This is a genomic window from Sphingobacterium sp. CZ-UAM (genome assembly GCF_002000245.1).
Taxonomy (GTDB): Bacteria; Bacteroidota; Bacteroidia; order Sphingobacteriales; family Sphingobacteriaceae; genus Sphingobacterium.
The window spans coordinates 144,391-169,248 of sequence record NZ_MTCM01000007.1; the positions used below are offsets into that span (position 1 = coordinate 144,391).

A 24,858-nucleotide genomic window follows, 5' to 3' on the forward strand; every position below is an offset into this window, starting at 1 on the left:
AACTGCATGTGTTCCAAAGATGGCTCATGCAGTTCCTCAAATCTAATGCTTGCTTTTGGGAACAAAAAATGCGGCCAAGAACATAAATATACCAGCAAGCAATAAGCCATAGATGGATTGGCTCTGGAAGATAAATTTAATGATCATTCCTCCAAAAAATCCACAGACAATCTGCGGCAGCGTGATAAAAAAGTTAAAAAGCCCCATATACACCCCCATTTTTGTGGCGGGTAAATGATCGCTCAAAATAGCGTAGGGCATCGCTAATATGCTGCCCCAGGCGATGCCGATCCCAAGCATGGGTAAAACAAGCATGTTAGCGTCCTTTATGAAGAACAACGATATTAACGAAAGCCCGCCGACGATCAAGCCAAAAGCATGGGTTTTACTGCGCCCATATCGTTTAGCGATCCTAGGAATAAATAACGCATAAATAGCCGAAACACCATTGTAGATCCCAAATAGCACACCGACCCAATTTGCGGCTTCCATATAGAGATCCTGACGGTTTCCAACTTTCGAATAAAACACCGATTCCGCAATAGCCGGTGTTGTATATACCCACATCATGAATAAGGCAAACCAGGAGAAAAACTGTACCCAGCCCAATTTCTTCATCACTGCCGGCATGACTTTGATATCCCGTATAATCGTGCTTAATCCAAAAGCAGCAGCATTATCCACAGGCTCAACGGAATCTTCAGCAAATGATTTTAGTTCCGCCGGACTATATTCTTTTGTTTTGAACACTGACCATAACACCGTTCCCAATAATACAAGCCCCCCAGCATAAAACGAATAAATAACGTTTTGTGGGACATGGCCTTCCGCCGCCGTACCCGCAAAGCCCAGGTAATTGGTAAAAATATAAGGTAACAGGGAGCCAACTACAGCGCCAATGCCAATCAGGAAGGTTTGTACCGAAAAGCCCAGGCTACGCTGGCTGCTGGATAGGTTATCCCCTATTAAAGCACGGAATGGCTCCATCGTCACGTTGATTGAGGCATCCATAAACATCAGTAGTCCCGCGCCGATCCAAAGCGGTGGTAGCAGAGCTGTAAACAAGGCCGCATTGGGCATGAGAAACAAGGTCAATGTGGTCAGTAGTGCACCGATGAGGATATAAGGGCGACGACGTCCCAGACGGGTCCATGTCCGATCGCTATAATGCCCAATAATGGGTTGAACAATCATGCCAGTGATCGGTGCCGCTAGCCAGAATAACGACAGATGCTCCACATCGGCACCAAAAGTTTGAAGGATACGTGAAGCATTACCATTCTGTAAAGCAAAGCCCATTTGAATTCCCAAAAATCCAAAACTCATGTTAACAACCTGGCTTATACTCAATTGAGGTTTATTCCCCATAATTAGCTATCAAAATTTAAGACAAAATACAATTTAATTACCAATTCAGCGATGTGCAAGTGCAGAAGCCCTCCACACTTGCGCATGCGAATTTATCTGGCTTGGGAAACCTCTTTTCGGCTTCCTCCGGCCAACCCAAATATGTCGGTCGTAGTCGCTATATCAACACTTGTATCGCTGATGTTGTCGACTGTATACCCATTGCCATTTACTTCAATCAATAGAATAGCACCGCGAAAGCGAACGCGGAACTTATACCCTTTCCATTCCTTAGGTAACATGGGATTTAAATATAGTTTTCCCTCTTTTACACGCATTCCGGCAAATCCTTCTACAATCGTCATCCAGGTACCGGCCATGGAGGTGATATGCAGACCATCTTCGGTGTCGTTATTATAATCATCCAGATCCAGGCGCGATGTCCGTAAATAGAACTCATAAGCCTTGTCAGTTTTACCAAGCTTAGCTGCTAATATGGCGTGTACGCAAGGAGAAAGCGAACTTTCATGTACCGTAAGCGGTTCATAAAATTCGAAATGGCGCCGCAGGGTATCATCATCAAAGCATTCCTCAAGAAAATAAAAGCCCTGGAGCACATCCGCCTGTTTAATATAACAGGAACGTAAGATGCGATCCCAGCTCCATTTCTGATTGATAGGACGCTGTGAAGGATCCAAATCCCCTACTACAATCAGCTCTTTATCCAAGAAACCGTCCTGTTGCAAAAAGATCTGCCGCTTTTCATCATAGGGATAGTAAAGGTTATCGATGATGTGTTGCCAGCTATTGCGTTCCTCACCGCTTACCCCTAGTCGGTCAAACATTGCGTTAAACGATCCCGGTTGAGCACGTTCAGCATCGCTCAAGCAGTTCAGGGTATATTCCAAACACCAGGATGCAATCCGGTTGGTGTACCAGTTGTTATTTACGTTATTCTCATATTCGTTAGGTCCGGTTACGCCCAACATGACATATTGCTGTTTATCCGTGCTCCAATTAACGCGTTGGGCCCAGAACCTGCTGATGGCCACCAAAACATCCAATCCATGCGACCAGATATAATCCGTGTCCCCAGTATAACGGACGTAGTTGTAAATGGCAAAAGCAATGGCACCATTGCGGTGTATTTCCTCAAAAGTTATTTCCCATTCATTGTGGCATTCTTCACCATTGATCGTCACCATCGGGAAGAGGGCCGCGCCATTGCTGAAGCCCAATTTCTCCGCATTTTCAATTGCTTTGCCCAATTGTTGATGGCGATACAATAAGAGATTTCGTGCAATCTCTGGCGATTGTGTTGCCAGATAAAAAGGGATGCAATACGCCTCGGTATCCCAGTAGGTTACCCCCCCGTATTTCTCGCCCGTGAAACCTTTTGGCCCGATATTCAGTCGGGCATCCTCACCGGTATACGTTTGGTTAAGCTGAAAGATATTGTAGCGGATAGCCTGCTGAGCAGCCACATCACCAAAGATCTCGATATCACTTTCAGCCCAGATTGCCTGCCAGGCTTTGGCCTGTTTTTCCTTCAATTGGTCAAACTGCAATGGGGCCAACTCCGCCAGGCGCGCTGTTGCAACTGCCTGCAAGTCTGCGGCCGCATGGTTTTCGGATGTTACGATTGCGACTCTTTTTTCAATGCAGAGTGTTTGTGATCTGGCCAAGCTCGAGCGATAACGCTGGCCTATATAACCATTTTCCGAAATACTGTCTCCTGCGCTAATCATGCCGTCCGCTCCTGTAATCCGCGTTTGGAGCTCCGCGCAGGCTTCAAAGCCCGTTTTCTTTGTCCGTGAGCAGACAAACAGATTGTCTCCCTTTACCCCCTGGGACAAAGGCTCCCAAAACTTCTCATCGTAGTTGCTGTCCCGATTGACGACCTCTGCATCCAAAAACGAAATTAGCTCGATCACAACATCAGCTGTCAGTGCCTGGATAGTATATTGTAAGGAAGCCGTTTCAGAAGCAAAAAGATGATACATACGGCTGGCCTCTACTTTTACTTCTGCTCCATCGGGCATCACCGCAACAAAACTGCGCTGCAAAATACCCCTTTGCATATCCAAGCGGCGTTCAAATGATTTTACCTTAACCTTTGCCAGATCCAGTGGCTGACCATCGATCATGATTGTCAGTCCGATCCAGTTGAAAGAGTTGATTACCTTGGCAAAATATTCGGGGTAACCGTTTTTCCACCATCCGACACGGGTTTTATCTGGATAGTAAATGCCTGCCAGATAAGAGCCCTGTAACGTTCTTCCACTAAACTGTTCTTCAAAATTGGCCCGTTGTCCCATGCGTCCATTACCAATGGAAAAAATACTTTCCGAAAATTCGTTATGATCAGGTCTAAACTCATTTTCAATAATTTGCCAAGGGTCATGCTTGATATATGTTTTCATTTGTTAATTGCTACTATAATTTAAAATTTATCGACTAATGCAGCTAAATTGGCCACGATGTCATCCGCTCCTTTTAGGTTATCGGCCTCTCCAACACCAATAACCTGCATATTGGCAGCCTTAGCGGCATCAATGCCCGCTTGGGCATCTTCAAGTACCAGACAATACGAAGGTGCCACCCCCAAAGCCGCTGCTCCTTTAAGGAATACTTCAGGATCCGGCTTAGATGCGCTGACGACATTCCCGTCGATCAATGCATCAAAATAATCCACGATCCCAGTTTTCTGAAGGATGTTCAATGCATTTTTGCTGGCCGATCCCAATGCGATCAAAATATGCTTTTCGCGAAGCTTATTGAGCAGGTCGAGGCTGCCCGGAAGCAGCTGCCCAGGGTTGAGCTGTTCGATCAGGGCCAGGTACCACTGATTCTTCTGAATCAACAACTGCTCTTTTTCCTGTTCGGATTTTTCCAATCCGGCCCATTTCAAAATAAGTTCCAGCGATTCCACCCGGCTCACACCTTTCAGTTGCTCATTATCAGCCACAGAAAAAGAATAGCCCAGACTCGTAGCCAGTCTATGCCAAGCTTGAAAGTGGTAGATTGCCGTATCCACCAACACACCGTCCAAATCAAATATTACGGCTTTTATAGTAGTATAATTAATCATTGAAAAAATGAAATTTAAAATATCGCGTTGTATTAAAATTTTAGGTCAAGTACTTTCGTCTCGTAAGCCGCCAACTTGACTTTATGATCACTTGGTTTCAGTACCTGTTGACTGATGACATCCACATAACCTGTTGCTTTTGCGTTCCGTTCAGCAAAGCGGTCAAGCTTCACTTCCTTTTCCTGATCGTTGCAGTTCATCATCACCATTACAGTTTGCTGCTCATTGTAGCGGAAATAGACGTAAACGCCGTCTTCCGGCACATACTGCATGGTTTTTCCCGATTGCAGGACAGGATGCTGCTTGCGGTAGTTGGCCAGGGTACGTACAAAAGACCACATCTCCTGCTCGGCTTCCGTCCGGCCTGCTACGGTAAATTTGTCCTTCTTGTCGCCATCAAAACCACCCTGAAAATCTTCGCGTAACAGACCATCCGGATTGGAAAAGTTCTTCATCAGGATTTCGGCTCCATAGTACAATTGGGGGATTCCCCTTGTCGTCAGCAGCCAGGCCATTGCCGATTTATATTTTTGTACATTTTCGCCTATGACCGAGAAAAAGCGATCCTTATCGTGATTGTCCAAAAAGATAACATTCTGTTCCGGTTGTGGATATTGGTAGTCTGAGGCCAACGTGCTGTAAAGTTTATTTGCTCCCGCTGTCCATTCGCTCTTTTGATTGAGCGCATCCCCAATCGCATAATTCAGCTGAAAATCCGTTACCCCCATCAGTTTCGAATCAACCTCCTGTCCCACACGCTTCCCACCTAGAAAATAAGCTTGGTTTGCGACCCCATGTACCCATGTTTCACCAAAAAAAGTAAAGTTTGGATACTCCTTTTGAATGCGGTCGGTCCATTTTCCCATAAAATCCAGATCGTTGTAAGGATAGGTATCAATACGAAATCCGTCTATGGCTGCCGTCTCTATCCACCAGATATGACTTTGCGTCAAATAGTTCTGTACATAAGGATTCTGCTGGTTCATATCCGGCATCGTCGGCACAAACCAGCCTTTGACCATTTTCTTTTTATCCGCTGCGGAGGCATAAGGATCGAACACAGTCTGATCCTTATAAGAGGTTTGGGTATATTCCGGCCATTCATTGAGCCAATCCGCCATGGGTTTGTCTTTCACCGTCCAATGGTAACTGCCGATATGATTGGGCACGACATCAAAAATCAGTTTCATCCGACGTTTATGCAGCTGCTCCCCCAATTGGACATAGGTATCATTGCTTCCAAAACGCGGGTCAATATGATAAGTCTCGGTATTGGCATAACCATGATAGGAAGCCAAGGGCATATCGTTGGTCAATACGGGTGTCATCCAGAGCGAGGTCACCCCCAGATCCTGGAGATAATCCAGTTTACCGATGATCCCTTCCAGGTCACCTCCATGCCGCAAATACATGGAATCCCGGTTCAAGCTCATATCCAACATCCCCTTTACCTGATCATTTGCCTTATTGCCATTCGCAAAACGGTCGGGCATAATCAGGTAGATTAAGTCCTCGCTGGTTACTCCCTGTGCTTTGACACGTTGATCCCGTTTTTTTAGTTCATAGCGATAGGTCAGTTTCTTCTTTCCCTGACTAAAGGTAAAGGTAGACCAGCCCGGTTGAGCTGCCGCTGTTATCTTAACATCCAAAAACAGGTAATTGGGATTTTCTGTCCGGTTCACCCTAAGGAGTTCGATGCCTTTGTCGTCAACCTGTACCTCACTTTTCCCAATCTGAGGGCCATAGACGACAAGCTGCAAGCTTGGGTTTTCCATTCCTACCCACCAATTCAGAGGTTCTACCCGCTGAATGGATTGCCCCTTTAAGGGGCTCCATCCAAGCGCTGTTAGTGCCACAATTCCTGTGGTAAGTCGTATCGTTGTTTTTAATAGGGTCGGCATTATTTCTTGGTTAAAGTGTATGTATTCGCATTGAGATCAAGGACGATATCGTAAGTTCCCGCATTTGCTACGGCGATATCGGCGCCACCGGCGACAAGATTTCCATTGGCACCGCCAAAATTGGTCCCCCAGTCATGATTCTTGCGGAACTTGATCGCGCCGGCTGTTAGGTTGACCCTGAGTTTCCACAATTGGTTGGCATTATCGTATTTCATGTCTGTGTCTGTATCCCATCCTTTAGGTGTAGCACTTCCGATGATACCCCAACTATGGTCTTTGAATGTGATGGTATTCGCTGTTGTATTGACTTCAATTTCGAGATTGCCTGCGCGCGGTGCTTTGATGTTATCCCCACCGTTGTAGGCAATTTTACCCGTTGCCGTCTGTCCATAGGAATTTGCCCAATTGCGTTCGGTGGTCAGTTTAAACTCCGAATTCGCCTCCGGGAAGGAAATAATGCCCGTGTAGATGCCGTTACTCGTCGGCGAGACAATTGATTCAGCAGTAGCCGGATCCCAGCCTTGGTATGCGCCGGGCACATACAAATAGCTTGTTGATGCATAAGGAACAGCTTTAAGGCTAGCTAAAGCAGAAAACACAGCCGCAATTTTTGTATTGATACTTGACTTAAGCCGAACATCAAATTCAGAAGCCGTTCCTGTAGGAACGCCAAGAGAAAGCAAGTAACTATTCAATTCGTAGCCTGTGAATCCCATTGCGCTGCGTCCATTGGGAATAACTACTTCCTTTACCGTTTTAAAGTTGTCCCCTTTAAGGCCAAACTGAAGCACATTGCTCACTGCAGCCTGAAAACCAAAGTCAGGCTGGATCATACGAAGGTGCAATACCGTATCATTCGCATTTGCTTTGGACAAGGTCAGGTTCGTCTTGTCAAGCGTTAAAGTCGCCGGTTTTACGGCGTCAGTACTCGCCAATCTTGCTTGCGTTTCGTCTTTTTTACAACTTTGGAAAGTCGCCAATAGCAGTAGCACCAATCCTATATAATGTATTATTTTCATTTCTAAACATCTATTTATTAATCACTTAAAACAAACCCTCCTACCCAGATTTTAATCCTTCTATCCTAGCGATAGAAGCCCTGGGATCAAAGTTTGATCCTCCGGTTAATTGTAGCCAGGGTTCTGTACTAGATTCGAATTCGCTATAATATCCGAAGCAGGTAACGGAAACAGCGATCTATACCCCGCAACTGCCTGACCGCCAAGCACGCCCCCTTTAAAAGGCCAGAGGTAACTATCCCCGGTAAATTTGCCATAACGGATCAGATCCGAACGTCTAAATCCCTCCCAGTAGAGTTCCTTCACACGTTCGTTGAGAATATCGTCCAACGAAAGGTTCGTCAAGTTGCCCGTATTGTTACCATAGGCACGTACACGTAATTTGTTAATGTAATCCAATGCCTTTACTAAAGTACCACCAGCACCTCCGCGTAGAGTCGCTTCGGCATAGATCAAATTCATTTCTGCCAGACGGATCAATGGGAAATCTACAGATGCAACGAAGCCCTCGGCAGCCGGAGGAGCAGTCTTCCCATCCTTATTGACATTGCGGAATTTGGTCACTGCCAATCCCTGTTTATAGACAGCGATATCTTCAATTTTAACACTTGAGTTCAGGTGAAACATTGCCCGCTTATCTGTTGCTCCGGAATAGTCGCCAAAAATAGTTGCGATATTATCACGAGTTCTATTACCGGCCCAACCTCCACCCGGTACACCAAAAGATGTCGGGTTCATTGTTGCATCAATCGCTGCATTGATCAGGTAAGTTGTTCCCCCCTTGCTCTGCGTCTTGGTTCCGTCGTAAGGCAGATAGAAAATAAACTCGGGGTTGTTCTTATCGTTATCGGCATAGAAAAGCTCCCGATAATTTGCCCCCAGGCGATAAGCCGAATTCAATACTTTTTCCGAATAGGTGATGGCTTCAGTATATTTTTTATTACCGGCACCTAGGTACACTTCGGCATTGAGGTATAAACGAGCCAGCAATCCCCATGCTGCGACCTGATCCACCCGACCATATACATTCTGCTTATGTCCCTTTAGCTGTCCTGCTACTTCCAACAACTCTTTCTCCACATAAGCGAAAAGCGCTGGTCTTTTAATTTGAGGAGGGGCCACTTTACCTACAGGCGTTTCTTCAGTCACAAATGGCGGATTTCCGAACAAATCAAGTAATACCCAATAATTGTACGCACGTAAAAATCTTGCTTCGGCGCGGTAATAAGCGATTTCAGCTTTATCGGCATCCGAAATTCCGCGGGCGCTTAATTTGGCATCGGTACTTTCTCTTAAAAACTCATTGACCAAGGTCGCGCTATAGATGCAACGTGTGTAGAGACCACGGAGCATAGGATTGCTATCGTCGAAATTGAGATAGTCGAGACCGCTGATACCCGGGTCGTTAAGCCATGCACATGCTGCCTCATCGGTCGTGAGTTCCTGCGCATTCCAAAAAAGGCGTAAAAAATCCGAGGTTCCGGCATCCAGGCCACCTAGATCCGAATTGTTTGGCCCCGAGGTACTCGTCAGCACCAACGAACCATATAATCTGGCAAAGGATGAAGTATAACCCTTAAAATCCTGGTAGGCAACATCTGCTGTAATATCATTGGTCGGTTTTAAATCCAGATCCTTATGGCAGCTGCTCAATGCAATGGCCAGTAAACAGATGCCTATATATTTATTTAAACTTTTCATTGTTATTCATTTAAAAATTCACATTTACACCCAATACATAGGTACGTGGTCTAGGATAGAAACGGTCGTCTATTCCATTCGAAATCTCGGGGTCAACGCCTTTATATTTGCTGATCGTAAATACATTCTGTACGGTTGCTGAAATCGACATAGATGCCTTACTGTTCCGTATAAATTTTCCTAGATTGTAGCTTAAATTGAAATTATCCATCTTTAAGAAAGAAGCATTCTTGATGTAATAATCACTTTGTAGCTGCTTGAGGAGAAAATTGGTATTTAGAAAGTCCACCGGCGCATTGTTAATAACCAAAACTGCCTGATCATTTATGTTGGCACCACTTCCCAGATTAGAGGAAACATTGTCGTACACATAATTATCCAGATTGGCACGCAACACCGTGGATACGGACCATTTTTTGTAACTGTAGGCTGCCGTAAAACCTAAAAGATATTTAGGCAATGGGGATTTATATAAATACCGATCATTATCACTAATCACGCCGTCGCCATTACGATCGACGTAAACCCCTTCAACCGGATGCCCCTGCTCGTCATACACCTGCTGGAAAACATTGAAGCTATTGGGCATATAATTCACCTTATGTGCCTGAATATTCCCACCTGTTCCGCCACGGATACCTCCTGTCTCCACGATAAAACCAGGATCATCGCTTTGCGTCAGGTTAGTCACCTTGCTTCTGTTGTAGGTAAAATTGAAACCCAGATCCAACGAAGAATGCTCTGATTTTAAGGGAATATAGTGAAGGTTAAACTCCAAGCCCTGATTTTCCATATTACCGATATTGGTCAATAGGAAATTACTAAAATTAGATCCCACCGGAATCGGGATAGTACTTAACAAGTCTTTGGTCTTTTTCGAATAGTAATCTATACTGCCATAGAATCTATTATCCTGAAAACCAAAGTCAATACCTGCATTATAGGTTGTGGTACTTTCCCAACGAATATCGCGGTCGTAAACCAAAGGTGAATTCAGATAATAGTAGGTATCACCGAAACGGTACATGGATTCATTACCACTGATGGAATAATTAGGCATATAAGAATAATTCGCAATACCATCTTGCTGTCCGGTTTGCCCATAACTCAGGCGAACCTTCAGATCCGATACGGCATCCAGCTGTTTTAAGAAGGTTTCATTTTTAGCACGCCAGGTAAATCCGACAGATGGGAAATATCCCCAGGCATTATTATTTTGACGGTCAAACCGCGAGGAACCATCAATACGTAGGGTTCCGGAAAGGATATAACGGTTGTCAAACGAGTAAATCAAACGTCCATAGTAGGATATCAGCAAATTTTCGGGTTTGTCAAAGGCCCGCGTTGGTTCATTTAAGACCTTATCCCCTTCAGCGTTGGTCCGGTTGAAATTATAGACTTTACTGCTGTTTTTATAATAGCCATATCCCAATGTTGCATCGATATTACTTTTAATTGCAGCAATCTCCTTATCGTATTTTAAGTAAAATTCCAGCGTTTTGTTGTTGATATCGGTTTTATATTCCGTGCGTTCTCCGCCCTCATTAAAATTACGTGCTGCAATGGCCGGTGTAAATGTATTCCCCTTGGATCGCGCGAGATCGTAGCCTACATTTAAATTAGCATGTAGTTCCGGCAAGAAGTGAAAACTATAATCCAACTTTGCGTTACCGATGCTACGGAACACATCCCCTTTATCTTTACGGAGCTCCAGCAAGGCCAGCGGGTTGCGGGGCGCATTGGGGTTGGGTTTTCCCCCTTGTATCCACTCATAATATCCACCAAAGCTATTTTTATCGTCCACATAGACGGGCTGTGTTGGATCGAACTGTATAGCCGAACCGATGGCATCCTGTGTTGCAAATTTGGACTTTGACCAGGTTCCGCGTACATTCACATCCAATGAAAGGTGATTGTCGAGAAATTTCGGTGTCAAGGCCAGCGCCGCTGTTGTACGTTTGAGGTTATCGTTTTTCAGCACGCCGTCCTGATTCATGTATCCAGCCGAAATACGGTAAGGCATGTTTCCTGCTTTGGAAGCAATATTGATGTTGTTATCCGTGGTAAAAGCATTGCCATAGATCACATCCTGCCAATCGGTATTGGCAGTACCCAGCAGCTTTTTCATGACATCGGTTCCATGTGTATTGACATAGTCCCGGATCTGATCAGCAGTCAGCAGATCTACCTTTTTACCTACGGTAGCCAAGGAGTTTTGTGTCGAAAAATTGATTTGCGTACCCGAACGACTCCCTTTTTTTGTGGTGATCAGGATAACACCATTAGACGCACGCGAACCGTAAATGGCTGTCGCATTGGCATCTTTCAGGATGGTGAAAGTCTCGATGTCACTGGGGTTGATCAAGCTTAACGGATTGGCCACACCCGATACCGATCCGCCGGCCAACGGAATACCGTCCACAACGATCAATGGATCATTGCTGGCATTCAGGGAGGCTCCTGTACGGATGCGGATGGTACTACCTGCTCCCGGCTGTCCCCCACTTGTGGTGATCTGTACCCCCGGCACCTTACCCGTAATCAATTGTTCGGGCGAGGAAATCTGCCCTTTTTGAAAGTCTTTGGAAGTAACTGTGCTGATCGAACCGGTAAGTTCACTCTTTTTCTGCGTTCCATAACCGATCACAACCACTTCTTCCAATTGGCTTGCATCCGATTTAAGATATAAGTTTAAAGGCTTATTACCCTCTTGCACCTGGATCAGGGTATCGAGTGTAGCATAACCTACCATACTGACTTTCAGGCGCAATTTGCCCGCTTTCAGTCTATCCAAGCTAAAATCCCCGTTTGCATTGGTAGACAGCGATCGCTGAATATCCTCGAAGCGCAGCGTTGCACCGCTCAAGGAAGTTCCTTTCTGGTCCATTACTTTCCCCTGAAGCGTGGCCTGCTGTGCGAATGCCGAAGCACTCACCCCGAGTAACATGTTCAAGGCCCAAAATGGACGTAATAGCTGTTTGTTCATAAAATAACTGTTTATTTATTTAGTTTAGTTTTGCTGACCAGTAGATACTCTCCCGGCTGAAGACTGACCTTTGTCTGCTTGGTCCAATCCAGGGTATTCCCTGTAAAATTATTTTGCCAAACGGTACGTAAAGCCTGTGGCAGTGCAAAATCAGTGGTTTCCACACCAAAATTGCCAAGCACCCCTACCTGCTGCCCCTCTTTCTCCAACAGAAAATATTTCATGGCCGCTTTCATTCCGGATTCTACAATCTTTCCATCCCGGAAAATGCTGTTCTTTATTTTGAAACGTGTCAGTGCGGCATAGACCTCAAAAAGCTGTTTACGCTTATCCTGTTTCAGGTAATCCCAAAGGATTGGTTTCTCCCCGGTACGTCCATTTTCGTCGATGGAGATATCATAACCGTATTCGCCAAACTGCCAGATCATCTTGGGACCTGGAGCGGTCAATAAAAACAGGGCAGCCTGCTCCATGCGTGCCAAGGCGGTATTTAAATTCTTTACGCTGTAATTTCCTGATGCATTTCCATAATTGAGGCATTTGAATAACAGGCGTTGTTCGTCGTGACTTTCCATATAGGAGACAAATGCCGGCTGTGACATGCCATGACTGCTGGCAAAGAGACGACCGAGGTCAGATCCGTTGTTGCTGTTCCAACCCATCGCAGCCTCGTTAAAGACCGCATTCATATTATTCCAGAGCAACATGCCGGACTGCGCCAATTCCATTTCCTCCTGCTCGCCACCCAGATGTTCCAAAATCACATAACAAGTTGGATCTAGGTCGTGGATATGCTGCTGGTACTGCTTTAAAATCGCAATACGCGAGGCATCATAGGCATTCCAGGCCGATAGATCGGTCTCCGATGTACCCGAATTTTTCTGTGTAAAACCTTTCGAGAGATCAAAACGAAAACCATCGATCTTATATTCTTTTAACCAATAGCTCAACATATCTTTTACAAAGGCCTGCGTGTAGGCACTCTCATGATTAAAATCAAAGCCCACGTTAAAAGGATGTCTGGCAATGGTATTAAACCAAGGATTATCACTGGAAACATTCGCATTTTCGGCATACAGCTGTACCATTGGCGATTGGCCAAAGGCATGGTTAAATACCACGTCCAGGATAACAGCAATGCCATTTTCGTGACAGGCATCAATGTAAGCCTTAAAGTCATTCTTTGATCCATAGTACTTATCCAGTGCCCGATGAAAAGAGGGATTATAGCCCCAGGTCGAATTGCCCTCAGACTCCTGTACAGGCATCAGTTCAACCGCATTGACCCCTAAGCGTTTTAGATAGGACAGCGAATCCTTGAGTGTCGCATACTGATGTTGCTTGACAAAATCACGTACCAGGAGTTCATAGATCAGCAGATCCCCGGCGGCAGGTTTAACAAAAGAGCTGACCTTCCAGGGATAAGGTTTCGCAACAAGGTCTAGTACCGCAACAATTCCGCGCCCCCCCTGTGGATAAGCGGGCAGACTGGCGATGTTAGTTCCCAATGCAGCATCGTTTTGCGGATCGAGAACCAGTTCGGCATAGGGATCGGCTATATATTGCTGACCATCGATCAGAAATTGATAGGTATATGGTTTTGTAAAGTCCAGATCCGACAGGGTTATCCACCATGTTTTTCCATCTGGTGTCTGGCTCATCGCATATGCCGACGTTGCCTTATAGCTGTTAAAATCGCCTAGTAGGTATACATTCTTTTTTAAGGGTGCGGTGAGCGCAAAACTCAGCTGCTTTTTTGTTCGGTCAATCGTAACCCCATTTGGATTGACCCCGGCTGGCAATGCGGCGATTGCAGGTTTTGCCTGTGCCAGTAACTGCATTTTACTGCTCACAACCTTACCATTACTTTGGAGCCGGGCTTCAATTTCATGCAGGCCATCGACTTGCAGACTTAGCTTTTTTTCCAGCAAAGACACATTGTCTTCTAGGGCAATTTGCACACCGTTATCCCATAAGGTCATTGTCCCGGCCTGACTGCCTTGCACTTTGAGCGTTAACAGGTCGCCAACACGATAGTTATCTTCTGCCAGCAGTGGACTCGTGGGTTGCGCCACCGGAGAAAGAAAGCGGATAGCGCCATGCTCGCCGGCCAGTGGCAGAAATAAATCCGAACCATCACGGTTGCGTTGGACCAACGATCCGTCCGCATTACGCACCAGCAGCGCGATCTGACCAAAACCGGTACCGTTGCTACGCTTAAAAAATGTTGCCGGATTAAAGGTGAACCGGTATTTACCAGTGGATACAAATTGTAGTTTATAGGCATTATCGTTCCTATTCCAATCGGTCGGCACATGTTGCCAGTCTCCCCCAGCAGCAGCGATCAATCCGATATGCAAGTATAGATCGGCCGAACTACCTTTGAAGGCTCCGTTACCTTTCGAAAAATCAAATTGCAGGGTAATTTCCTTATCCCAAAAGATAAAAGGCGAAGAAGTATATACCAGACCGGTAGCATCAGGCTCTGCGATAGGGAGTTGTTCGGGATCAACAATATCCTTTTTGTTGGCACACGAAGACAACAGGATGAGTATCCAAAGATACCCTAGGTAATAAATGATATGCTTGCCCATCGATAATTAGCTTTGCTTGGCCTGTTTTGGGAACGTTCCCGAAACTAAGGAAAAAAGAAATCGCCTATTGCGATTTGCCTATTAATTCCCTTCCAATGTTTTTACAAAATTGATTATTTAATTCTTCGGGAATGTTCCCGAAGTGAATCAAAGCTAAGTATTGGGTATATTAAAAACAAATATTTTTTTACTTATTTCTGGCTGGATTCTTGAAAAATAAGCTGGGAATCAAGGTAAACCGAATTAGCAAACTTTTCGTTATCGGGGTCATCCATCTTCTCCAACAGTAGTTTTGTCACTAATTCGCCCATTTCGAACGCGGGTTGTTTGACGACACTGAGAGCCGGATCGATCAGGTCCGCAATATCGAGACAAGAAAAACAGATTATTTTCAGCTGTTCCGGAATCCGTATATTTAATTGCTTTGCCACCCGGATACTCGAGATTGCCAAACGTTCGACCGCCGCAAATATGGCATCCGGTTTTTCTGTTTCAATGAGCTTTGCGATATCCTTCATATTCTGTTCGGCATCGTTGACGGTATCAAGTATCAATTTGGGATCAATAGGTAATCCGGCTTCCGTCAGGGCTTTCTCGTAGCCTTCCTTACGCACTTTACCAATAGATATATGGGGATTTATTGCTAGGTATGCTATTCTTTTACAGTCGTTTTCAATCAGATGTTTCGTCGCCTCGTAAGCCGAATCCTGGTCATTTCCCGTGATATAACCACCCTTCCAATCGTCATAGGTCCGATCAAAAAACATAACCGGAATCCCCCGCTCCTCAAGCAGTTGGATATGGGAATGATCTTTCCCCTCCCCTGATGCCGAGATAATAACCCCATCCACGCGACCATTGACCAAGGAACGGACAATCGACGCTTCATTTTGTACCTGATGATCTGTCACATAGATCAAGGTATGATACCCTTTTGACCTTGCCACGGCTTCGATGCCCTTAATGGCCTGGGAGAAAAACTTATTTCCAAATTCGGGAATGATGATTGCAATTGTCAGGCTTTTATTTGCCTTAAGGCTGCTGGCATACACGTTGGGTGAAAAGCCGATTTCTTCGGCCATTGCCAGGATACGGGCCTTGGTTGCGGGATTGATGTCCACATTGTCCCGAAATGCACGGGAAACGGTTGATTTTGATAAACCTAGTTTTTTGGCCAGATCGACGATTGTTAATTGAGACATAGCGGTTGTTCCCTCTGCTGTTAAGCGCTTAATAATTGCGTTATGCAAATAAAGCAATTATCTTTCCAGAATAACAAATTTTCTTTTTGTTCATGGTCAAATTTCAGTCTCTCTCAGCAGCCCTAGTGCTATGAATGCACTTGATACTGCATTTTGTCTCTGCGATAAACGAATGACCGCATTATCAAAAACAGCCCCAACTTGAAGCAAGTTGGAGCTGCCGAGCCTGTTATAACAGGTATAGATGATAGAAATAAGCGCCGGATGCCCTGGTTAAAACTTCCTGAAATCCCATTCACCACGATAAGGGCGGCTACGCAGGAGATTGGCATACTCATTATCAAATTCTTCTTTTTTAGGATCCCATTTCAGATCTTTCTGGAGCTCATAAGCGATATTGACCGCATTGCAGACCGTACTTGTCCGATGACCAATTTCCACATCACAGATTGGTTTGCTTCTTTTCTTAATGGCATCCACAAAATCCTGGTAATGGTTGTCACTATAATAAAGACGTCGATCAGAAGCAGACAATTTCATATTAGCAAGATTTTCGGGACTGGAACGTATAAATTCGCGGCTCACTTCGATCTTCCCCTTTTCACCTATAAACTGAATCGCATTGTGTACACCCCAGGCGACATGATTGACTTTCACCCCATTGGCATAAATAAACGAGAGCCCGCTACTGCTGTTGGCTTGTTTGGGCGGTAGAAATTGCGTCGGCCCTGAATTATCCATGCCCAATGCCCACTGTACAATATCAAACATATGTGCACCCCAATCGGTGATATATCCCCCTCCAAAATCACGGTAGCCACGCCACCAGGCCCATTTATCATCTTCGATAGGCGGGCTCAAAATTGGATTATACCCGCGGTAAGGTGAAGGCCCCACCCACATATCCCAATCCAGATAATCCGGTGCCGGCATGGAAGGCAAGTCACATTGTTTGACGGGTTCACCGACAGAAACATTAATTTCTTTTATTTTTCCAATATAACCATTCGAAACCAATTCCGCTGCCTGTCTAAAATTGTACGATGAACGTTGCATGCTCCCCGTTTGGAATACCCTTTTGAACTTACGTGTCGCATCCACCATGGCACGTCCTTCGGCGATGGTGAGCGCCAGTGGTTTTTCACAGTAAATATCCTTTCCGGCTTTAGCAGCATCCACAGCAATCTGGGCATGCCAATGATCTGGTGTCGCGATCACCACCGCATCAATATCTTTCCGCTCCAATAGCTCACGGTAATGCCTATAACCCGTCACCGTACTTTGCGTCTTTCCAAGTTCCAGCTGCTTTTTTGTTGTACCCACAATAAATGCCTGCAATTTTTTACGGTCTACATCGCAGGCTGCCAAACTAGCGATTTCCTTGCAACGGTTGAGCCCGTTCATGAGGGTATAGGATTGTTTTCCGACACCAATAAACCCCAGATTAATGCGGTCACTTGGTGCTAAAAATCCATTTCCCCCCAACACAGCGCGCGGAACAATGGTAAACGCCAGTGAGGAAAGTACACCCTTGGCTATAAATTCTCTTCTTTTCATGTCTTAAACTTTTGGATAAACCTTATCCCTATTTAAAATTCATTCAGCAGAGTCAGCTGGCGATGATTTTAAATAGGGCGGTCCATCAGGTGATTTATAAATTTTGTTTAGGTTTTCCTATCCGGATTTATTCTTTTATCGGAATCAGGGTAATGGATGCAATTTCTGGCAGCGCGTCGCCTTTGATTTCTGTTGCCTGTAAATTCATCCGTGTACTCGGCTCGCCTATTACCTGTTGCGACACCTCGAGTGTTCCCAATTCAGCGTCTTTAAAGCCGCTTCCGTTTTCAACGCCAAAAACAAATGGGAACTTCTGACCAAGTGCCGAAAGCAGTAATGTGCCTGTATGTTTAGCATTTGGCAGGTAATTGATCAATACACGGTATTTGCCCGGTTTTTGGATTTTGATATCCCAATAGATCCGGTCATTAGGATCTTTCCATTGCCCTAAAGCATTTGGACGATTGGGATCATGGGTATTGGCACCGATAATCTTCAGTCCTTTGGCCTCTTGCAGGTTCGCATTATTGGCATTCATAATAATGCGTCCATCGGCTTGGGTCTGTGTCAGGTTTTGTTCCACTAGCGGTTTACCCTGGATCTCGACCACGATCACCTTGGGGCCACTTTCAATAGTAAATGCATCCACCGGAATCTGGGGCTTTCCAGCCTTTGTCTCCACTTTCAGCCTGGTCTTGGGAGCAGCCAATCCGTAGGCTGCTAGGACCTTATTTTTAATGGGCAGATCAATGCTTCCGCCTGCTGGCCGATCAAATACATGCAAGTATAATTTACCTTCCTTTTGCGTACAATACCCCCAGTCCAAAGCTTGAAATGGGCTTGCTGTTGTCCCATAAATGGCCTCGCTATTGACCTGCATCCAATCCCCGATACGCTCCATTATCTCCACGGCCGGCGCAGGAATAGCCCCATCTCCATCAGGCCCCACATTTAACAGGAAATTCCCTCCCTTGCTGACCGTTTCCACAAACAATTGCATGATTTTAGGGAAACTTTTCCAATTTTGATCGTGCGCACTGTAACCGTAACTTTCGTTCATGGTATGGCTGACCTCCCAATCCATCCCCGGAAGCCCTGTTGGTGGAATGTATTTTTCAGGTGTTCCGATATCGCCGTTTTTATTTTCCAGCCCCTCCCAAAACCGATTGTTGATAATGATATTCGGCTGCCATTTGATCAAATCTGTCAATATACGTTTTGTTCCCCATGCCTCACCTTGGTGCTGTTTGCTGCTAAAGTCAGGCCACAGCATATCCAGTGGACCGTAATTCTGCGCAAGTTCCTTAATCTGTCCATAGAGATATTCCTTATAGCGGTTATGGTCAGGCTTGTGGTTATCGGGATTCGGATTTAAATTAAAAGCTTCATAGGAATCTGGATGCTGCCAGTCGAGCAATGAATAATAAGCACCTACTTTCAATCCTTCCTGACGAAATGCACTCATGATTTCTTTATATAAATCCCGGCCTTTTGGCGATAAGTTTGCACTGCCAGTAATGTCATTCTTTACAGCGTATGGCTGCTGGCTATTAAATAGGCTAAAACCTTCATGATGTCTGGACGTCAAGACCATATATTTCATTCCAGCTTTTTTGGCCAGACGTGCCCAGGCTTTGGGTTCAAATGAACGCAAGGTAAATTTTGGTTTCAGCACCGCTGCATACTGCTTGCTGGGGATTTTACCCCAGGTCTGGATCCATTCGGCATAGTGCTGTGGATATTGTTTTCCTTCAAAACTTCCACCAGCCGCACTGTACAATCCCCAGTGGATAAAAAGGCCAAAACGTGCTTCTCTAAACCATTCCATCCGTTTGTCCTGGCTTTCGGTCCATCCGGGCACCCCCTCATAGGGCTGTGATTTTGTCTGGGCAAATGATCCCTCGGTCATGCACAGCAGCATTCCCAGTGCCGCTGCACATTTCCATTTTAAAAAGTTAATTTTCATTCTTATTCAGTTTATACATAAAAGTTCAGTTGAGATCGGAGCATAATGCTGCAATTTCCAGTTGCAGCTGTTGATAGATCCGTTGCGCTTCTGCTATAGGGCGACCTTTAACCATACCAGGGCGTTTGTGTCCGATATGAGTCAGCCAGGCATCTTTCATGATCGTCTGCCTTTTGAGCACCAAAGGATATATTTTTTGGAGTTTTGGCAGGCTTTTCAGCTCCTGCTCCCAAGTAGGTGCAAGTGCTGTTCCGGGCAACAGATGTGCAATAATTGTTTTGGCCATCAGCCAATGTCCCAAGGTTTCCGGATGAATACCATCGGATGCTAATTTAAATGTGCTATCCAATTTTAGCTGTTCTTCTAGATAAGCTTTCATCGGAAAATGTAGGTCGACTACTTCCCACTGCTCCTTAGCCGCTTTTGTCTGTAACCAAGAGGCGTAGCTATCCAAGACTTGGTTATAACCTTGAAGGCGTAACTTTGGATCATCATGTACAGGTGGAGTCAGCCAAATGATACGTTTCACACCTGCATGTTGTAATCGGTCATGCAAGCGCATTATACCAGCTTGATAAACTTCAAATCGGCTGCTATCAAAAGGGAGGTAAATACCATCATTCATCCCATAACACACAAACACCAATCGAGGCTTAACCTTGTCCAGTAGGGTATCCAGGCGATCGAAAAGGCATGGGCGGGGAAACTTTCCATTGGCATGATTTGGTTCACTTAATCCGGATACCGTTTCACTGGGCAATCCCAGGTTGATAAACTGGCTTTTACTTTGGTCTTGCGCCATCAGCAACAAGCTTTCGGTCATCGCTACATATTGGCCCGCGTAAGTGATACTATTTCCCAAAAAAATTACCGGTCCGGCATCGCTTCCTATCGGCTCGACGACATTCGTTTGTCCATGCAGCGGAATATTCCCTATACTTAGGCAACAGAGGAAAAGGAAGCAAATTAGTTTTATTCGGTTTAACATGCGTTTATTCAGGTTTTATATTGATTTTTCAATCCTAATTTTAAGTGCATATCCCAACGTGTTTTGTGACATGCCCTTTGGAAGTTGCAGATGCAGACCTTCCTGATCTTGTTGAAAAACTACATTGCCGCCGCCAAGAACTTCCACGGAGCGCACCCGAGCGGTATGTTGGTTGAGGCTGCGCAAGCTGACTTTACCATCAGCCGGAGCTACCATTGCCAGCGCATAAAGGGCATCCTGTTTTTGGGTAAACCAAAAATCAGACGCTGTAAAATTGGCTTTAAAACCTTCCTTTTCCCGCTGTTCGGTGTCTGTAATCTGGATTACTGTAGGTCCTTCGTGCTGTACTATCCAGGGCTTGCTGCCGTATATCGCTTCGCCGTTGGTCTTGAGCCAGTCCCCTAATATACTAAGATTTTGTTTAACCTGTTCGGCAAGTTGCCCCTGGGCATCGGGTCCAATATTGAGCATGTAATTGCCTCCTTTGCTGCAGATTTCCAAGAGCCAATACCGCAATTCGTCGATGGATTTCCAATCCTGATCGTAAGATTTATAGCCCCAGGAATGATTAAATGTACCGATCGCTTCCCAGGGCTTGTCAAAACGTTCATTGGCCGCCGGAATACGGTTGTCACCCGGGATATCATAATCGCCCATGCCATTGCCGATACGCTCGGATACAATAACTTCCGGATTAAGATCATACACGGTCTTGTAAAAACGGAAGCTCTGCTGTGGGGTCATCAATCCCGGCATATCAAACCAGATATATTTTAACTTTTTATAGCGTTGCAGCAGTTCCACTACCTGTGGAATTGCTTTTTCCTGGAGGTAAGCGGCAAAGGAATTTGGACTAGGGTCCCAACGGTTGGCCCCAAAGGCATCCGTCTTTCTATTCAGCTGGGCATCATGTGCTTTGGTCAGAGCATACTGCGCATCGCTGCCATCTTTCCAGTCAATGTTATGGGAATAATATAATCCAAAGTCGAGTCCCTGACGCAGACAAGCATCATACAGTTCCTGAATCACATCTCTTTTTAAGGGTGTCGCCTGCACGATGTTAAAAGCACTGACCTTAGAGTCATACATGGCAAAACCATCATGGTGCTTGCTGGTCACGACCAGGTATTTCATACCGGCCTGTTTAGCCAGTCTCACAATTTCATCGGCATCAAAGGCGGCCGGATTAAATTGCCTGGCCAAATTTTCGTAGCTAGACCGAGGGATTTTAGCCACGAGCTGGATCCACTCCGCTACTCCCGGACTCCCCATGGCTTCAATTTTCTGTCCATTCCAGATTCCGCCAGGGATGGCATAAAGTCCCCAATGGATAAACATGCCAAATTTCTGCTTTTGAAAATCAGCGCAGGCGGCAGCTTTCTTCGCATGCATTGCTTTCCATTCCCGCATGATTTTCTGCTCTGATTCGTTGACCAATTTATTCCAGCGCAACAAGGCTTCCAGATAATAATAATCCGCATAAATTAGGGGCACATCGATTTCACCTTTATGCGGAATACTTCCCACATTATGCTTTAAAAGAAGATAACCATTTTCACCTACCTTGCTGGAGTAATGCTCGGATGCCAGCGACTCAAGAATGGTCTGAGCAAGCTGTGAATAAGCCTGCTGCTGTTGGGGCTGTACATATCCCACGAGCTCAAGCAATGCTGAGGCTGTTACCGCGGCTGCCGAAGCATCACGTGGTACCGATGCAAAATCGGTCTTGCGATAGTCCCAGTTTGGCACAAATCCGGGTTGGTCAACGTCAAAATCCCATAGTGGAACCTTATCGTTAGGAAGCCGCGGGTGTTTGCTGTAAAAATCTGCCATTTTTATAGCGGCCTGCAGATATTTCGGGTCCCTGGTTTCACGGTACATCACCGTAAAACCATAGAGTCCCCAGGCCTGACCCCTAGCCCAGGCCGAGTTGTCGGAAAAGCCTTGCGCCGTTTCCCTGCTCAGAACCTGGCCAGTCTCAGGATCATAGTTGACCACATGATAGGAACTAAAATCCGGGCGGTACTGATTTTTCAAAGTGGTCTCGGCATGCCGGACAGCGACCTCCCGATAGACAGGATTACCAGAAAGCTTTGAGGCCAGGAAAAGCAGTTCCAGATTCATCATATTATCAATAATGACCGGAAAGCTGTAGTTATGCACGCCATCCCAAGAGGCAAAACTATTCCAGGATTTGATCGCACCGACCTTTGGATTGAACCGTGTGAGCAAGGACTTTGCGCTCTGAATCAGAATGGCTTTAAAAGTGGTATCTCCGGTCAGGCGATAGGCATTACCATAACTACAGTTCATGACAAAACCGATATCATGGTGATTGGTATTGAACTGGTTCTCACGCAGGGAGTTGGTCCATTTAAGTGCTGCATCACGCCATTTATCTTTAGCAGTATATTCAAAAACATACCAAAGGCATCCCGGCCAGAAACCTCCGGTCCAATCGCTGATGCTTGTAAACGATGTTTTTCCATTCGGATCAGCCGAACGTGGGTACAAGCTGAGATCTTTATGTTCATTAAAAAGCAAATCATACTGTTTTTCCGCAAGCTGAAAGCCTTTTTTCACCAGTGCACTGCTATCAGTGCCTGTCGCCGCTGAGCAGAAAAAAGGTACTATAAGAAACAGCAACAGATAAGGTATTCGTATCATATAATGTTAGGTTTGTCTGATCAGAAGCCAAAGATCATCCACACGATATGGGATCGCTTTGACTTCTGATAATCTGTAAAACTAATCTACCCAACCCGGATTTTGGGTAAGGTTGACATTCATTTGTCTTTCTGATGTCGGGATCGGCCATACATCGAGGAAGTCACCTTTATAACTGTAATTGCTCACATTTGTTCCCCACACCTGTTTTCGGCCATTGCCCGGTTGAAATACTTTTTCTTTCCAGGTGCCCCAGCGCAGTTCGTCAAAATAATTGATGCCTTCATTGGGAAATTCCACCCGGCGTTCATTTTGGATGCGACGGCGTAAATCCTCTTTGCCGGCCACCGCAGTTGCGGCATTGGAATTGAGCAGTGCCACGCCTGCGCGCTGGCGGACTTCATTGACCTTGGCAAGGGCTGCATTGAGCTGACCATCTTCATTCAGGGCCTCAGCCCACATCAGCAATATATCGGCATACCGGAATATCGGGAAATCGATGGGACCATAATTACGGTCTATCAATTCATTGGTTCCTTCGGCCACAAACTTACGGTAGAAGTAAAAGAAATTGATCTGCGTATCGCTTTGGATATCCCCATCCACCTGAGCCTGTCCACGGAAGGGCCAGCGCATCACCTGAGTGCTCTCCACATTTGTAAAGTTGTATGCACCCCGAAAAGTAGCATAAGGTGTCACAATATTGGCCTGCAGGCGTGGGTCTCTATTTTCGTACGCTTTCTTAATTCGTTCTTCATTGCCCTGCGGCAGGTATAAGCTCATCTTAGCGCCCCGCTGAGCCGCTGCAGCCTGTTCTGCTGCTGTCAGATTATTGCGCAGAAAAAATACCTCACGCTCATTCTCTTTTAAACTTGAATAACCCGGAATGACTTTATCCCATTCAAACTTCGAACCGTCCTTGTTTTCGTATAGATCAACGAGATGTGGGGAGGGCATATAATAGTTCCAGCCACGCGAGTAGACCGACGGCCAACCGCAGAACAGCTGCATATTATTACCATAACCGGATTCACCCCTATGCTGAATGGAAAAGATCATTTCTGGACATTGTTCATTTGCCTCTTTAAACAGGGCTTTATAATCTCCGAAAAGGCTGTGTCCGGCATCTTTTACTTTCTGAAAGTCTGCAGTAGCCTTTGCCCATTCCTTACGGTAAAGAAATACTTTACCACGCAGGGCATAGGCCGCGGCTTTCGTTGCGTGCCCATAATTCGCATTGCCCGCAGGATAGCGATCTGGAAAATTGGGTTCAGCGATACAGTCATTGAGATCTTTCAGGATCTGATCCCAGACTTCAGCCTCCGAATTACGTGCCTTGATGGCTTCGCTTGCTGTAAATGGTTCAAGGTAAATTGGTACGCCTTTGTACAATTGATTGAGCCTGAAGTAAAAGTAGGCGCGCAAAAATTTCGCCTCCGCTAAGTATCTGGCTTTCTTTTCTGCTGTTGAAGGTGACTTGAGCGGTATATTTTTCAAGGCGTCGTTGGCCCGCTGGATTCCTTCGTACTGGATCTGCCACACTTTTAAAAATAAAGGATCACCAGCAGTGATGGTTCCCGTTAGTAGCGGTTCGTCAAAACGTCCCTGTCCGGTAAACGAAAAACGGTCAAACTGGTACAGCTCATAGGGTGAAATCAAACCGCTATGCCCCATGAGTAGTCTGAAGGAACCATATATCCCAGCTACCCCCAGGTCAGTCAGATTATCCGTTGTCCACATCGTTGCCGTGGATACGGATGAATAGGGTGAAGTATCCAACAGATCCCGCTTACATCCAAGTAATCCCGAGATCAATAAAATCGCTATAATTTTTTTCAT

14 protein-coding genes are annotated in these 24,858 nt (G+C 45.6%); all 14 read right to left on the reverse strand.

Annotated elements, in window-relative coordinates; genetic code table 11:
- Positions 1–42: 42 nt before the first annotated feature.
- Positions 43–1,368: an MFS transporter gene (locus BWD42_RS21250; protein ID WP_077438413.1), complete on the reverse strand. Its 1,326-nt coding sequence runs from the start codon at positions 1,366–1,368 to the stop codon at positions 43–45.
- Between the two features lie 92 nt (positions 1,369–1,460).
- Complete coding sequence (locus BWD42_RS21255; protein WP_077438414.1) at positions 1,461–3,770, reverse strand: family 65 glycosyl hydrolase domain-containing protein; 2,310 nt, start codon at positions 3,768–3,770, stop codon at positions 1,461–1,463.
- Positions 3,771–3,790: 20 nt separating this feature from the next.
- Positions 3,791–4,438: a beta-phosphoglucomutase gene (gene pgmB / locus BWD42_RS21260; protein WP_077438415.1), complete on the reverse strand. Its 648-nt coding sequence runs from the start codon at positions 4,436–4,438 to the stop codon at positions 3,791–3,793.
- Between the two features lie 32 nt (positions 4,439–4,470).
- Positions 4,471–6,339: a glycoside hydrolase family 13 protein gene (locus tag BWD42_RS21265; protein ID WP_077438416.1), complete on the reverse strand. Its 1,869-nt coding sequence runs from the start codon at positions 6,337–6,339 to the stop codon at positions 4,471–4,473.
- Entirely contained in the window at positions 6,339–7,358 is a 1,020-nt protein-coding gene (locus BWD42_RS21270) for a SusE domain-containing protein (RefSeq protein WP_077438417.1), read from the reverse strand. The genes BWD42_RS21265 and BWD42_RS21270 overlap by 1 nt, the downstream gene beginning before the upstream one ends.
- 105 nt (positions 7,359–7,463) lie before the next feature.
- Positions 7,464–9,059, reverse strand: a complete 1,596-nt coding sequence (locus tag BWD42_RS21275) for a RagB/SusD family nutrient uptake outer membrane protein (protein WP_077438418.1) — start codon at positions 9,057–9,059, stop codon at positions 7,464–7,466.
- A gap of 10 nt (positions 9,060–9,069) precedes the next feature.
- The gene (locus BWD42_RS21280) at positions 9,070–12,045 is read right to left on the reverse strand and encodes a SusC/RagA family TonB-linked outer membrane protein (protein ID WP_077438419.1); all 2,976 of its coding nucleotides are present in this window, start codon (positions 12,043–12,045) and stop codon (positions 9,070–9,072) included.
- A gap of 11 nt (positions 12,046–12,056) precedes the next feature.
- Positions 12,057–14,639 carry an alpha-amylase family glycosyl hydrolase gene (locus tag BWD42_RS21285; RefSeq protein WP_077438420.1) on the reverse strand — a complete coding sequence of 861 codons (2,583 nt, stop codon included), beginning with the start codon at positions 14,637–14,639 and terminating at the stop codon, positions 12,057–12,059.
- Between the two features lie 191 nt (positions 14,640–14,830).
- Positions 14,831–15,841, reverse strand: coding sequence for a LacI family DNA-binding transcriptional regulator (locus tag BWD42_RS21290; protein WP_077438421.1), 1,011 nt, complete (start codon positions 15,839–15,841; stop codon positions 14,831–14,833).
- Between the two features lie 273 nt (positions 15,842–16,114).
- The gene (locus BWD42_RS21295; RefSeq protein WP_077438422.1) at positions 16,115–17,398 is read right to left on the reverse strand and encodes a Gfo/Idh/MocA family protein; all 1,284 of its coding nucleotides are present in this window, start codon (positions 17,396–17,398) and stop codon (positions 16,115–16,117) included.
- Positions 17,399–17,525: 127 nt separating this feature from the next.
- Positions 17,526–19,364: an alpha-L-fucosidase gene (locus BWD42_RS21300; RefSeq protein WP_077438423.1), complete on the reverse strand. Its 1,839-nt coding sequence runs from the start codon at positions 19,362–19,364 to the stop codon at positions 17,526–17,528.
- Positions 19,365–19,389: 25 nt separating this feature from the next.
- Positions 19,390–20,352: an SGNH/GDSL hydrolase family protein gene (locus tag BWD42_RS21305; RefSeq protein ID WP_077438424.1), complete on the reverse strand. Its 963-nt coding sequence runs from the start codon at positions 20,350–20,352 to the stop codon at positions 19,390–19,392.
- Between the two features lie 15 nt (positions 20,353–20,367).
- The gene (locus BWD42_RS21310; RefSeq protein WP_077438425.1) at positions 20,368–23,019 is read right to left on the reverse strand and encodes an alpha-L-fucosidase; all 2,652 of its coding nucleotides are present in this window, start codon (positions 23,017–23,019) and stop codon (positions 20,368–20,370) included.
- An 81-nt stretch (positions 23,020–23,100) separates the two neighbouring features.
- Positions 23,101–24,858: a RagB/SusD family nutrient uptake outer membrane protein gene (locus BWD42_RS21315; protein ID WP_077438426.1), complete on the reverse strand. Its 1,758-nt coding sequence runs from the start codon at positions 24,856–24,858 to the stop codon at positions 23,101–23,103.

Bases quoted from the DNA above. Each gene is read 5' to 3' on its own strand.
- BWD42_RS21250 (WP_077438413.1), bottom strand. From the start codon at position 1,368: ATGGGGAATAAACCTCAATTGAGTATAAGCCAGGTTGTTAACATGAGT.
- BWD42_RS21255 (WP_077438414.1), bottom strand. From the start codon at position 3,770: ATGAAAACATATATCAAGCATGACCCTTGGCAAATTATTGAAAATGAG.
- pgmB (WP_077438415.1), bottom strand. From the start codon at position 4,438: ATGATTAATTATACTACTATAAAAGCCGTAATATTTGATTTGGACGGT.
- BWD42_RS21265 (WP_077438416.1), bottom strand. From the start codon at position 6,339: ATGCCGACCCTATTAAAAACAACGATACGACTTACCACAGGAATTGTG.
- BWD42_RS21270 (WP_077438417.1), bottom strand. From the start codon at position 7,358: ATGAAAATAATACATTATATAGGATTGGTGCTACTGCTATTGGCGACT.
- BWD42_RS21275 (WP_077438418.1), bottom strand. From the start codon at position 9,059: ATGAAAAGTTTAAATAAATATATAGGCATCTGTTTACTGGCCATTGCA.
- BWD42_RS21280 (WP_077438419.1), bottom strand. From the start codon at position 12,045: ATGAACAAACAGCTATTACGTCCATTTTGGGCCTTGAACATGTTACTC.
- BWD42_RS21285 (WP_077438420.1), bottom strand. From the start codon at position 14,639: ATGGGCAAGCATATCATTTATTACCTAGGGTATCTTTGGATACTCATC.
- BWD42_RS21290 (WP_077438421.1), bottom strand. From the start codon at position 15,841: ATGTCTCAATTAACAATCGTCGATCTGGCCAAAAAACTAGGTTTATCA.
- BWD42_RS21295 (WP_077438422.1), bottom strand. From the start codon at position 17,398: ATGAAAAGAAGAGAATTTATAGCCAAGGGTGTACTTTCCTCACTGGCG.
- BWD42_RS21300 (WP_077438423.1), bottom strand. From the start codon at position 19,364: ATGAAAATTAACTTTTTAAAATGGAAATGTGCAGCGGCACTGGGAATG.
- BWD42_RS21305 (WP_077438424.1), bottom strand. From the start codon at position 20,352: ATGTTAAACCGAATAAAACTAATTTGCTTCCTTTTCCTCTGTTGCCTA.
- BWD42_RS21310 (WP_077438425.1), bottom strand. From the start codon at position 23,019: ATGATACGAATACCTTATCTGTTGCTGTTTCTTATAGTACCTTTTTTC.
- BWD42_RS21315 (WP_077438426.1), bottom strand. From the start codon at position 24,858: ATGAAAAAAATTATAGCGATTTTATTGATCTCGGGATTACTTGGATGT.